This window comes from Sulfurimonas gotlandica GD1 (assembly GCF_000242915.1).
GTDB lineage: Bacteria > Campylobacterota > Campylobacteria > Campylobacterales > Sulfurimonadaceae > Sulfurimonas > Sulfurimonas gotlandica.
The window spans coordinates 320,301-333,557 of record NZ_AFRZ01000001.1; the positions used below are offsets into that span (position 1 = coordinate 320,301).

General features: G+C 37.0%; 10 protein-coding genes. 9 read left to right on the forward strand and 1 reads right to left on the reverse strand.

What is annotated here, in order from left to right:
- Positions 1-2 precede the first annotated feature (2 nt).
- The 4 genes from gltB (at position 3) to SMGD1_RS01575 (ending at position 7,358) form a co-directional block, all read left to right on the forward strand.
- Positions 3-4,514, forward strand: a complete 4,512-nt coding sequence (gltB, locus tag SMGD1_RS01560; RefSeq protein WP_008339932.1) for a glutamate synthase large subunit — start codon at positions 3-5, stop codon at positions 4,512-4,514.
- A gap of 1 nt (position 4,515) precedes the next feature.
- Positions 4,516-5,979, forward strand: a complete 1,464-nt coding sequence (locus SMGD1_RS01565) for a glutamate synthase subunit beta (protein ID WP_008339973.1) — start codon at positions 4,516-4,518, stop codon at positions 5,977-5,979.
- 295 nt (positions 5,980-6,274) lie between these two features.
- Positions 6,275-6,607 carry a hypothetical protein gene (locus SMGD1_RS01570; protein ID WP_008340043.1) on the forward strand — a complete coding sequence of 111 codons (333 nt, stop codon included), beginning with the start codon at positions 6,275-6,277 and terminating at the stop codon, positions 6,605-6,607.
- A 100-nt stretch (positions 6,608-6,707) separates the two neighbouring features.
- Positions 6,708-7,358, forward strand: coding sequence for a hypothetical protein (locus tag SMGD1_RS01575; RefSeq protein ID WP_008340003.1), 651 nt, complete (start codon positions 6,708-6,710; stop codon positions 7,356-7,358).
- Between the two features lie 137 nt (positions 7,359-7,495).
- Here SMGD1_RS01575 and SMGD1_RS01580 read toward each other — a convergent pair whose 3' ends face one another.
- Positions 7,496-7,849, reverse strand: a complete 354-nt coding sequence (locus tag SMGD1_RS01580; RefSeq protein WP_008339928.1) for a rhodanese-like domain-containing protein — start codon at positions 7,847-7,849, stop codon at positions 7,496-7,498.
- A gap of 157 nt (positions 7,850-8,006) precedes the next feature.
- Between SMGD1_RS01580 and SMGD1_RS01585 the strand changes: the two genes are divergently transcribed.
- The 5 genes from SMGD1_RS01585 (at position 8,007) to SMGD1_RS01605 (ending at position 13,241) form a co-directional block, all read left to right on the forward strand.
- On the forward strand, positions 8,007-9,272 hold the full coding sequence (locus SMGD1_RS01585; protein WP_008339922.1) for an O-acetylhomoserine aminocarboxypropyltransferase/cysteine synthase family protein: 1,266 nt from the start codon (positions 8,007-8,009) through the stop codon (positions 9,270-9,272).
- Positions 9,273-9,370: 98 nt separating this feature from the next.
- Positions 9,371-11,068, forward strand: coding sequence for a sensor domain-containing diguanylate cyclase (locus SMGD1_RS01590; RefSeq protein ID WP_008340019.1), 1,698 nt, complete (start codon positions 9,371-9,373; stop codon positions 11,066-11,068).
- Positions 11,069-11,156: 88 nt separating this feature from the next.
- Positions 11,157-12,263, forward strand: coding sequence for a homoserine O-acetyltransferase MetX (gene metX / locus SMGD1_RS01595; RefSeq protein ID WP_008340441.1), 1,107 nt, complete (start codon positions 11,157-11,159; stop codon positions 12,261-12,263).
- Positions 12,256-12,444, forward strand: a complete 189-nt coding sequence (gene xseB / locus SMGD1_RS01600; RefSeq protein WP_008340046.1) for an exodeoxyribonuclease VII small subunit — start codon at positions 12,256-12,258, stop codon at positions 12,442-12,444. The genes metX and xseB overlap by 8 nt, the downstream gene beginning before the upstream one ends.
- Positions 12,444-13,241, forward strand: coding sequence for a carbon-nitrogen hydrolase family protein (locus SMGD1_RS01605; RefSeq protein WP_008340112.1), 798 nt, complete (start codon positions 12,444-12,446; stop codon positions 13,239-13,241). The genes xseB and SMGD1_RS01605 overlap by 1 nt, the downstream gene beginning before the upstream one ends.
- Positions 13,242-13,257 lie beyond the last annotated feature (16 nt).

Consider the following 13,257-nt stretch of genomic DNA (forward strand, 5'->3'; position numbering starts at 1 on the left):
CTATGAAAGCCGAGTATTTACCAAAGAGAGAGGGTCTATATGATCCGGAGTTTGAGCATGATGCCTGCGGTGTAGGTTTTGTTGCTCATCTTAAGGGAGAAGCTTCTCATAACATCGTAAGCAAAGGTATTGAACTTTTAATAAATCTAGAGCATCGTGGTGCTGTCGGAGCTGAGAAAAATTCAGGTGACGGTGCGGGAATCCTTACTCAGATGCCAGATAAATTTCTACGCAGAGTTTTAAAAGAAGATGATATCGACTTACCTGAGTTTGGTCACTATGGTGTCGGCGTTGTTTTTTTACCAAAAGATCCAGAGGCTTATGCAGAGTGTAAAACAATTGTTGAAAATACTATAGAAGAGCTTGGTCAAGAATTTCTAGGATGGAGAAGAGTCCCTACTTCGAATGAGACTCTTGGATATACAGTAAAAAACGTTGAACCATACGTACATCAAGTTATTGTAAAACGAAACCCTGAACTCGAAGATGCAGAGGCTTTCGAGCGTAAACTTTTCGTAATCCGTAAATATGCACAATCAAAAGTAACAGCTTCACCAATAAACGGTACCGGGTACTTTTATATGCCTTCGATGTCATACAAGACTATCTCTTATAAAGGTCAGCTAATCACTGAGCAACTTCCTCTGTATTTTCCAGATTTAAGTGAGCCTGACTATGAGTCGGCTATTGCACTGGTTCACAGTCGTTTTTCAACAAATACTTTCCCTTCATGGCCACTAGCACAGCCATTTAGATACATAGCTCACAATGGTGAGATTAATACACTTCGTGGAAATATAAACTGGATGAGAGCAAGACAGTCGATGCTCAAATCAAAACTTTTCAGCGAAGAAGAGTTAGAGATGATTTATCCTTACCTCATCAACGAAGCAAAGGGTTCAGACTCTTCAGTTTTAGATAATGTTGTAGAACTGCTTACACTTGCAGGTCGCCCTCTTGCTCACGTTATGATGATGATGATTCCAGAAGCTTGGAAAAATGAAGAGATGGATGCAAAGCGCAGAGATTTTTACGAATACCATGCTACTTTCATGGAGCCATGGGATGGTCCTGCATCTGTAGCTTTTACTGATGGAAAGATTGTTGGTGCGACACTAGACAGAAACGGTCTTCGCCCTTCTCGCTACTTTCTAACAAAAGATGACATCTTGGTTATGGCATCTGAGCAAGGTGCTTTAGAGTTCCCTACTGAGGACATAGTTCTAAAAGGAAGACTACAGCCTGGTAAGATGTTTCTTGCAGATTTAGAACAAGGTCGCATAATCAGTGATGATGAGATAAAAGCAAATATCTCTGGAGTTCACAACTATGGAGAGTGGATAGAGAAACAAAAAATCAACATTGATGATTTAACTCTTAACAATGAAGTTAAACAACCAAACCATGATACTGTACTTCAGCGTCAAAAATGTTTTGGATATACACAAGAAGACCTCAAAGTAATCCTTACTCCAATGGCAAACACAGCTTACGAAGCAACTGGTTCTATGGGTAACGATGCGGCACTTTCAGTTCTATCAAACGCATCTATAAACCTTTACAACTACTTCCACCAACTTTTTGCACAAGTTACAAACCCTCCAATCGATCCAATCAGAGAAGAGTCTGTAATGTCTCTTATCGCATACATCGGGCCACAAGGAAATCTATTCCAAGAAGTTGATGAAGACCGTAAGTTTATTAAACTAAACTCTCCTATTTTAACTAATGAGCAGTTTGAAAAACTTAGCGGTGTTAATGAGTTTCATTTCCGTGCAAAGAAAATAAGCATTCTTTTTGACTCCACTAAGAGCGGTTCAATGAAAGATGCTCTTGACTCTGTTATGAAACAAGCAAGCGATTCTGTTAGAGAAGGGTATGAAGTAATCATCCTCTCTACAAGAGGAATCTCTATGACTAAGGCTGCTATCCCTACTCTACTAGCTACTAGTGCAGTTCATCATCACCTTATCTCAGAAGGTATCAGAACTAACTGTGGTCTTGTTGTAGAGACTGGAGAAGCAAGAGCAATCCATCACTTCGCAACACTTATCGGATATGGTGCCAATGCTATTAACCCTTACCTTGCATTTGAGACCATAGAAGATATGCGTTCTCGTAAGTTAATAAATGAAGGCATCACTCAAGAGCAAGCTGTACAAAACTACATCACTGCTATTGGCAAAGGTATCTTCAAAGTAATGTCAAAAATGGGTATCTCAACTATTCGTTCATATACAGGCGCACAGATATTTGAGGCTGTTGGACTTTCTCAAAACCTTGTTGACAAATACTTCAAAGGAACAGCTACTCGTCTTGATGGAATAGACATAGACACTATCGAAGAAGAGACTCTTCTTTGTCACTCTATCGCTTACCCTAGTGAGATTATCGAAGCAAACGACCTTCCAGTCGGTGGTCACTATGCATATCGTCAGCGTGGAGAAAATCACCTCTTTACGCCTGAGACTATTTTCCTGCTTCAAAATTCGACTAAGACAAACAGCTATGAGACTTACAAGCAGTACGCTAAGCTTATCAACGAGCCTCAAGAAGCTTTTGTAACCCTGCGTTCACTTCTCGACTTTAAACGTCTAAGCCCTATTAATATAGACGATGTGGAGTCAGTTGATTCTATCATTACTCGTTTTGCAACTGGAGCTATGAGCTACGGTTCTATCTCAGAAGAAGCACACACTACTCTTGCTATTGCTATGAACTCTATCGGTGCAAAAAGTAATACCGGTGAAGGTGGAGAAGATGCATCTAGATTTGGGACTAACAAAAATTCTAAAATCAAACAAGTTGCATCTGGACGTTTTGGTGTAACTTCAAACTACCTTGTAAACGCTGAAGAGATTCAGATAAAACTGGCTCAAGGTGCAAAACCTGGTGAAGGCGGTCAGCTTCCGGGACATAAAGTAGATGAAATTATCGGTCGTACCCGTCACTCGACTCCTGGTGTTGGACTTATTTCTCCACCGCCACACCATGACATCTACTCTATTGAAGACCTCAAACAATTGATTCATGACCTTAAAAATGCAAATACTAAAGCTCGTATAAACACTAAACTAGTTTCTGAAGTCGGTGTTGGTACTATTGCCGCTGGTGTTGCAAAAGCTCACTCTGATGTTGTACTTATTTCTGGTTTTGACGGCGGTACTGGAGCATCTCCACAGACTTCTATCAAACACGCAGGTCTTCCTTGGGAGCTTGGTCTTGCTGAGACTCATCAGACTCTGGTAAAAAACGGTCTTCGCTCTCGCATCGTTGTTCAGACTGACGGTCAGCTTCGTACAGGTCGTGATATTGCTATTGCTACTCTGCTTGGTGCTGAAGAGTGGGGAATCGCAACTGCTGCTTTAGTTGTTGAGGGCTGTATTATGATGCGTAAATGTCACTTAAACACTTGTCCTGTAGGAATCGCTACACAAGATAAAGAGTTAAGAGCAAAATACACAGGTAAACCTGAACACATTGTAAACTATGTTAAGTTCATCGCTACAGAGTTACGTGAAATCATGGCGGAGCTTGGATTTAGAACTATTAACGAGATGGTCGGTCGTACAGATAAACTTAAAGCTCGCGAGGGTGTTACTCACTGGAAAGCTAAGCATCTGCAACTGGATCAACTGCTTCATAAAGTGCATCTAAGAAGTGATGATACAGCTTATCAAACTACTGCGCAAGATCACGGCTTAGATAGTGCACTTGATAATCATTTGATTGATTTGGCACGTCCGGCAATTGCGGATGGCACACCAATAAAAGAAGAGATAAAACTTAGAAACATCAACCGTACAGTTGGAACAATGCTCTCAGCTGAAGTTACTCGCAAGTATGGTGAAGCTGGTCTTCCAGATGACACTATCCACTTCAAAGCTACAGGAAGTGGCGGACAGAGTTTTGGTGCATTTTTAAACAGCGGTATTACTTTTGAGATAGAAGGCGATGCAAATGACTACTTCGGTAAAGGTCTTTGTGGTGGTAAACTGATTTTATATCCTCCTCATAATGCGACTTACGAAGCAAATGAAAACGTAATCCTTGGAAATGTATCTTTCTATGGTGCAACAAGCGGTGAGTCTTACATCTATGGTCTTGCAGGTGAGCGTTTTGCAGTTCGTAACTCTGGAGCAAATGTTGTTGTCGGTGCTATTGGTGACCACGGTTGTGAGTATATGACTGGTGGTCGTGTAGTTATCCTAGGCGAAATCGGGAAAAATTTTGCAGCTGGTATGAGTGGTGGTATCGCTTACATCTACGACAAAAACAACACTCTGTCTCAGCGTATTAACAAAGGTAGTGTTGACCTTGACAGAGTTGAGAGTGATGAAGATGAAGCAGAGTTAAAAGCTATGATTAAAAAGTACATCAACTACACTGGTTCAAAAGAAGCTAACCAGATTTTAACTGACTGGAAGACATCTAAAGATGCTTTCATAAAAGTAATGCCTGTTGATTACAAACGAGTCTTGAAAGAACAAGCACAGAAAAAAGAGGAGGTGTAAGATGGGAAAAGTAACAGGTTTTAGAGAATACAAACGTCAGAACTTCTCACTAGCACCAGCTCATGAGCGCATTAAGCACAACAACGAGTTTGTAACTCCTCCAAGCAAGCCTGAGTTAGAAACTCAAGCCGCTAGATGCATGGACTGTGGTATTCCATTTTGTCATAGTAACTACGGCTGTCCTGTAGGTAACCTCATCCCTCAGTTTAACGACCAAATATATAAAGGCGAATGGGAGAGTGCATTCCGCTCACTTATGAGTACAAACAACTTTCCTGAGTTTACTGGTCGTGTATGTCCTGCAACTTGTGAAACTGCATGTGTACTTGGGATGAATGACGATGCAGTCAGCATCAAAGGTATCGAGTACTCAATCATCGAAAAAGCTTACGAAGAGGGCTGGATGAAAGCTCAGATGCCAAAGGTCTGTACTGGTAAAAAAGTGGCAGTTGTGGGTTCTGGTCCTGCAGGTCTTAGCGTTGCAAATCAGCTTAACAAAGCTGGACATGCTGTAACAGTATATGAGAGAGATAAGCGTATCGGCGGACTTGTTCGTTATGGCATCCCTAACTTCAAACTAGACAAAGTAAAAGTAGTTCAACGTCGTGTTGATATCATGGCAGAAGAAGGCGTAGAGTTTATTACGGAAGCCCATATCGGTGTAGATATTCCTCTAAAAACACTAAGAAATGAGTACGATGCAGTAGTTCTTTGTGGTGGTGCTTCTCTTCCAAGAGACTTGCCAATAGAAAACAGAGATGCAAATAACATCCACTTCGCTATGGAGTTTTTATCTCAGTGTAACTCTCGCATCGAAGGCGAAGAGATACCAAAAGAAAAAGAGATACTAGCAACTGGTAAACACGTAGTAGTCATCGGTGGTGGTGATACTGGTAGTGACTGTGTTGGAAACTCTGTTCGTCAAGGTGCTGAGTCAATCATACAGATAGAACTAATGTCAAAAGCTCCACTAGAGCGTACAGATGCGATGCCATGGCCACTCTACCCAAGAGTGTTTAAACTATCTTCATCTCAAGAAGAGGGTTGTACACTTGACTATGACATCCTCTCAAAATCTTTCATCAAAGATGATGCAGGAAATGTAACTGGCATCAACTGTGTGAAAATCGAGTGGGGAGACAAAGGCTTCAATGAGATAGAAGGAAGTGACTTCATACTTAAAGCTGACGTCATCTTCTTAGCTATGGGTTTCCTAGGGCCTGAGCAGACTGGAATGATAGAAGAGCTTTCACTTGATACTGACCCAAGAAGCAACATAGCAACAAATCACTACGCTACATCAGCAGAAGGTATCTTTAGTGCAGGAGATATGCGCAGAGGTCAATCACTTGTAGTATGGGCAATCCACGAAGGACGTGAATGTGCCATCGCTGTAGATGAGTTCCTATCTAAAAAACCAACACTGCTTAACGCTAGAAGTAAATCTCTTTACGAGAAGCGTTAATTTAACTTCAAAAAAGTAAAGCTTTTGCTTTACTTCCATACTTATTCTTCGATTAAGTAACATTTTGTGTGTTATGTAAGATATTTGCGAAATAACGCACAAAACAAACACTCAAACTTTAAGAATTCTATAGAATCTTTCTCTTTTTCATCAAAAAATATAACAATTAGACGTAAATTTAACAAGATGAACCTTTTTAACACGCAAATAATATGTGATTTATTTATGTGATTTAAGATTGTTTTACATATAATGTGTTTGAATAAAGAGTCATCTTACACAAAAGGATTATTATATGGCAGCATGGCTTCCTGTATTGAAAACAGCTCTTCCGTATGTTACAGAAATTTTAAAAATAACTATTCCTGCTTTTACATCAAGAAGTAATGAGAAAAAAAGTAGTGATGTTATTCCTGATCAAATTTTAGAGCTTCAGTCTGCTGCAACACAAAATGCAGAATCAGTTAAAGTATTGGCAACCCAACTGAAAGATACAATAGAAGTTATTGAGTCAAGTGGAACAAAAATTGAAAAAGAACTTGTATTATTTAAACGAATATCAATCATTTCAATTATTATTGCAATAGTAAGTATTGGATTTTCAATTTTTGTTGTTTTAAATAAATAAAGTTCTTAAAAGTAAAAGATAACAAGTACGAAGAGAGCAATAGTTTTCCCTGCGGCAAAAATATTGCTCACAACAAACGTTAAACATACAAAGGGAAAGTTTGCCTGAAACAGAAGAAGAACGTAAAAAACGAGTATTAAGAGAATTAGAAGGTAAAAATATTGCTCACTACTCTGTTTTGCTATCTGCTTGGATACAGACTAAAATGGAGCGTGACAAAACACTTGTCACTTTGTCTTCAGCAGCGATAGGCTTATTAATTACTATTTTAACAACTGTTGGTGCAGAAAACTATTGGATAATTTTATTATTCATTATTTCTATATGCTCTTTTATTATAACAATATGGAGTGCTCTAAAAATTTATGAATTAAATTCAGTTCACTTAGAAGATTCGTTGCGAGGGAAAAATGGAAAAGACCCTAAACTAGAAAAATATGATAAACGTTCAATTAGAGCATTTGTAATAGGCTCTAGTTTTGCTTTATTAATTGGTGTAACATCTGCATATCAAAAAATTATTTTAAAGGAAGAAAAAATGGGAACACAAGAACAAAATGGAAGTAAGAAAGTAATGTTTAATGACAGTTTCAATGGAATTGCTGGATTAAATCCTCAAAATATTGAAGCAAAAAGTATTAATGGTATCTCCAACTTAAATCCAGAAACAACACAACAACCTAAAGTTGAAATTTCACAACCACAAGAACAAAACTCAACTAATAATGACTCCAACAATTCAAATGGATAATAAACTAAAGGTTTAACAAAATGCAGGATCCAATATGAACCAAAGAGCGAGTTCATATTGCTCTCCTTAAACGTTATGTTCCAAATTTACATCACTGTGAATGAATCTCCACTTTTATTAAGTTAAAAGTGATGCTTTTACTTTATTTCTCTCTCCCAATCATCTTGTGTAGCGACATCATATACAGTCCAGCCTTTCTCTCTTAAAACCTTAGCACTCACACTACTGCGACTACCTGTTCTACAATATAGAACAAGCTCTTTATCTTTTGGAAGGTTGATACTGCCTTTCATAATAGCCTCTATAGGTAAATTTATAGCGCCATCAATATGCTTTTGTATAAATTCTTCACGTGTTCTAACATCTACAATAATAGCACCATTTTTTACAGCTTCTCTAGCTATTATCAACTCTTCATCACTAACGCTTGAACAAGCTGTAAATAGAGCTAAAGTCAATAACAGTATAAATATATTTATGATTTTTTTCACATTAATCCTATTATTATTTTAATTCGGAATTATACAAAAATAAAATGCAAAATAAAGCCACTAGCTTTAATATCAACTTTTAATTATTACATATTCTGATATTAAGCAATTTTTGATAAAATTATCCCAATATTTTAAACTACTCATTGGAGACATTATGGATTTACAAACAAAAGCACTGCACGCTGGTTATGAGAAAGATACACAAGGGACTATGGCTGTTCCTATTTATATGACGACAGCTTATGAGTTTCGTGATGTCCAACACGCTGCAAACTTGTTTTCTTTAAAAGAGTTAGGAAACATCTATACTCGTCTTAACAATCCTACTACTGATGTATTTGAAAAACGTTTTGCAGAGCTTGAAGGCGGTGCTGCGGCAATTGCTACTTCAAGTGGTATGAGTGCTATCTTTTTTGCTATTGCAAATGCTGCTGAATCCGGTGATAACATAGTATGTGCTAAACAGCTTTACGGTGGGAGTCTTACTCAAACAGCTCACACACTAAAGAGATTTGGCATCGAAGCTAGATATTTTGATGTTCATCAGCCAGAGCAGATAGAAGCACTTGTAGATGCTAAGACTAAAGTTATCTTTTTTGAGTCTTTAACTAACCCTAGTATCGACGTAGCAGACATAGAAGCTATTACAGCTATCGCAAACAAGCATGGCATCTTGACAGTTGTAGATAACACTGTTGCTACTCCTGTTTTATGTCGTCCTTTTGAGTTTGGTGCAGACATCACTGTTCACAGTGCTTCTAAATACACAACTGGTCAGGGTCTTGCTATTGGTGGTATCATGGTTGAGAGAAACGGAATTGTTGATAAACTAAAAGGCAATGACAGATACGCTCACTTCAATGAACCGGATGCTTCTTACCATGGTTTAGTTTATACTGACATTCCTCTTCCTCCATTTAGCCTTAGAGCTAGACTTTCACTTCTTCGTGATATAGGTGCGGTTTCATCTCCGTTTAACTCATGGTTGTTTATCCAAGGTATGGAGCATCTATCTCTTCGTATGCGTGAACACTCTAAAAATGCTCTTGCACTTGCAGAGTTTTTAGAGGCTCATCCAAGAGTTAACAAAGTAAACTATCCGGGACTAAAAAGCAACTCAAACTATGAAATGGCTCAGAAGTATTTTGAAGATGGAGCTTGTTCTGGCCTTCTAAGTTTTGAAGTTGACTCTTTAGAAGAGGCTACGAAAATAGTAAATGCAACAGAGCTTTACTCTCTAGTTGTAAATATCGGTGATAGTAAATCAATCATTACTCATCCAGCATCTACGACTCACCAACAACTAACTCCTGATGAGCTAATCGCTTGTGGTGTTCCTGCAGGACTTATCCGCATCTCTTGTGGACTAGAGTCTATTAAAGATCTTATTGCAGATATCAAGCAGGCTTTAGAAGCATAATAAAACAACATAAAATATTATTTACTAATATTTTATGTACTATTTCTTTTAAGTTTTATAATATATAATTATCAAACTTTCAAAGGAAATAGCCACAAATGCCCAGACTTACACTCTTTTTATTTCTTTTTTTCACAACACTTTTAACTGCTTCATTCATACTAACGAATCAAACTCAAAAAAACAAAAATTTCACACTAGAGTATCTTTACGATGATAGCTCTTCACTTACTATAGATGAGATTCAAAAAACAGACTTCACACAAACTATACCAAGTCAATTTACAAAAGGCTACCACTCAGGCACTTCATGGTTTAAAATAACTCTAGAAAACAAAAGTAAAAACGAAGACTTCATACTCTACTTCACTGAACCTTTTTGGTCAAGCCTAGACCTATATACAAAAGAAAATGAAGAATGGAGTGTCCAAAAAAATGGACTAGATATTTTACTAAAAGATCGTTCCATTGAAGATAATAACCCTGCGTATCACTTGCATATTCACATGGGAGAAAAGCGTACATTTTATGTAAAAGGCAAAACTGTATCTGGGCATATTGGAGAGTTTCAAATCTTTGATAAACAAGAATTCTTCAGACCAAGTCGTATAACTATTACGGAAGCCTACACTATCTACGCATTCATTTTACTGGGTCTTGTTTTGCTAAATATCTACAATTTTATTATGACAAAAGAGAGAATATATATGTACTATATAGCCTATGTATTCTCTTTTATTTTATTTACAAGTATGAAGAGTGGATCGTACTTAACTCTTGGACTTCACGGTTGGGATGAAGGACTACATGTCGTTGGTGCTTTTGTAATTCTTTTTTTACTTCTCTTCTCTGGTAAATTTTTAAAACTTAATACATACATGCCGTATATGGACAGAGTTTTCAAAATATATGCTTCAGTATTCTTAGTTTTTGCACTTTTAATATCACTAAGTGTTCCTTATTCCAGCCTACTCTTTAACATATTCTCAGCACTCTTTTTTATCCTTCTCTTGTTCACAACGATTACAGTCTGGTCAAGAGGTTTTAGATGTGCAAGATACTATTTTCTGGCACTTACAATCTTTGCTCCAACGATGCTGCTCATGACACTTACATTTAATACTATTTTAGACAACACTGATATTACCCGTTACTCATTCTTAGCAGGTGCATTTATAGAGATAATATTTTTTACACTACTTCTTACAAATAGATATCTTGATACTTACAGTGCAAATAAATGTTTAACAATGCAAACAAAAGAGCTCCAAGAGATAAAAGCTCAGCTAACTATAGAAGCAAAAACAGACCTTTTAAGTGGTTTACATAATCGCAGATACTTTTCTGAGATGTCACAAAAGAGCTTTTTGCAAGCTAAAAGGTATGAAGAAAATCTCTCTATAATACTACTTGATCTTGATAAGTTTAAAAAAATAAACGACACATATGGACATCAAACTGGTGACATTGTTATTAAAGTAACTGCGGATATATTAAAATATCTAAATAGAGAAGATGACATAGTCGCTCGTTATGGTGGAGAAGAGTTTATCATTCTACTACCTCATACAAACCTATATGAAGCTTTAGTTATAGCTGAAAACATCAGAAAAAAAATTGAATCTACTGAGATCCACTCTGAGTCAGATGATATTTTTCATGTAACTGCGAGCATTGGTGTTGCTCAATTAGACACTATAAACGATGAAAATATAAGCAAAACCATACAACGATGTGATAATGCTATGTATAAAGCTAAGCAGCGTGGAAGAAACAAAGTTTTTAGTTTATCATAGGCTCATTTTCAAGCCTTTTTGCTCCAATAAAATTAGTATTAAGTCATTTTCGCTAAAATAGCATAATTATTTTATGGAGAGTTATAAGTTGCCCTTGAACCTGCAAACACACACAGAACATTTTACTAATCCTCTCTACTTAGAAAGTGGTCGTATTTTAGAGCCTTATGACATTGCTTATGAGACATATGGTGAGCTAAATGATGATAAAAGCAATGTAGTTGTGGTTTGTCATGCGCTGACTGGTTCACACCACTGTGCAGGTGTTTATGAAGATGAGACAAAAGCTGGTTGGTGGGATGGATTTATAGGTCCAGGTAAAGCTATCGATACTGACAAATATTTTGTAATCTGCTCAAACGTAATTGGTAGTTGTTTTGGTTCAACTGGTCCGATGAGTATGCAACACCATCACCATGACCACTATCGTTACAAATTTCCTGTTGTAACTATCAAAGATATGGTAAAAGCTCAACGTATTCTTTTTGACAGATTAAATATTCATAGAGTTCACGCTATTGTCGGTGGTTCTATGGGTGGAATGCAAGCCCTTCAGTTTGCTATTCACTATCCAAACTTCTCTGACAAGATTATCTCTATGGCGTCAACTCATGCAACACAGCCTTGGGCTATTGCATTTAACAAAGTTGCTCAAGAATCAATCCTTAAAGACCCTGAATTTAAACAGGGATACTACGATCCTGAGGTTATTAAAGAGCAAGGATTGTCTGGTATGGCTGTTGGTCGAATGGCTGGACACATCAGCTTTTTATCTCATGAATCAATGGCGAGTAAATTTGGCAGAGAGTACAAAAGAACAGATGGTCTATATGAGCTTTTTGGTAAGTTTCAAGTAGAGTCATATTTGGAATACAATGGCTATAACTTTACAAAATGGTTTGACCCTTTAGCTTATCTCTACATCACAAAAGCTATAAATATTTTTGATCTCTCCCGTGGTTTTGACTCTCTGCAAGAAGCTTTAAAAAAAATTACAGCAAAATTGCATCTAATAAGCTTTAGAGATGATTTACTTTTTAAAAATACAGAGATGAAAGAGATAGCCGATACACTTAATGAAATCGGTAATGTCAACTATAACTATATAGATATTGACAGCGATTATGGGCATGACGCCTTCTTGGTTGAACTTGATAAATTTGAAAACTATGTAAAGGACGCACTAGATGAGTAAGACAGACAATTTTGAAGCAAAACTAGAAGGTGCTAAAAAGATTTTAGAGACTCTAATGAACCCTGAAATCACACTGCAAAACAGCGTAAAAGCGTATGAAAAAGGTATGGGCGAATTGGCTGAGGCTCAAAAAATACTCGAAGATGCCGTAATAAAAATAAAAGAAATAAAGAGTAGCTAATGAGAGCAGCCGTACTACAACTTAGCGCGCAAGGAATGAGTAGTACAAAACTCTACAACTACATTAGAATCGCGCATAATAAAGGTGTGAAAATTCTACTTCTTGGAGAATATATCCTAAACCCTTTTTTCAAAGAACTCGAAACTCTCTCTGCATCGATGATAAAAGAACAAGCTGAGCATCAAAGTAAGGTTTTAAGAGAACTCTCTTCTACTTATAACATGACAATTATAGCTCCTCTTGTCATTGTAAAAAAGCAAAAAGTGTATAAAACAGTTGCAAAGTTTGCACCATCATCTACAGCCTACTATCAACAACAACTTCTCATAAACTACCCTCACTGGAATGAAGAGAAATTTTTTGCAAATGAGATAAAAGAATTAGAATCACCATTGGTTTTTAAAGTAGATGGGTTTAAATTTGCCATCATAAGTGGATTTGAACTTCATTTTGATGAACTTTTTGCTGGGCTATCAGGCAAGAGTATTGACTGTGTTTTACTTCCAAGTGTATCTACTTTTGACTCTTTTGAGAGATGGAAAAACCTAATTCTTTCTCGTGCTTTTGTAAATAATTGCTACATTTTAAGAGCAAACCGTATAGGTGATTTCGCAGATAAAAATTTCAACTGGAAATTTTATGGTGACTCACTTTTAGCCTCTCCAAACGGTGAATTACTAGAGCATCTAGGAAATAAAGAAGAACTTATGATAGTTGATATGAGTCATACAGATGTGATTGCCGCTAGACGTTCTTGGGGATTTAAAGATATGATTAATAAACGGATATCAAACTAAGATATAAGCTATTATG

Coding starts and splice junctions, on each gene's coding strand:
- gltB (WP_008339932.1), top strand. CDS start 3: ATGAAAGCCGAGTATTTACCAAAGAGAGAGGGTCTATATGATCCGGAG.
- SMGD1_RS01565 (WP_008339973.1), top strand. CDS start 4,516: ATGGGAAAAGTAACAGGTTTTAGAGAATACAAACGTCAGAACTTCTCA.
- SMGD1_RS01570 (WP_008340043.1), top strand. CDS start 6,275: ATGGCAGCATGGCTTCCTGTATTGAAAACAGCTCTTCCGTATGTTACA.
- SMGD1_RS01585 (WP_008339922.1), top strand. CDS start 8,007: ATGGATTTACAAACAAAAGCACTGCACGCTGGTTATGAGAAAGATACA.
- SMGD1_RS01590 (WP_008340019.1), top strand. CDS start 9,371: ATGCCCAGACTTACACTCTTTTTATTTCTTTTTTTCACAACACTTTTA.
- xseB (WP_008340046.1), top strand. CDS start 12,256: ATGAGTAAGACAGACAATTTTGAAGCAAAACTAGAAGGTGCTAAAAAG.
- SMGD1_RS01605 (WP_008340112.1), top strand. CDS start 12,444: ATGAGAGCAGCCGTACTACAACTTAGCGCGCAAGGAATGAGTAGTACA.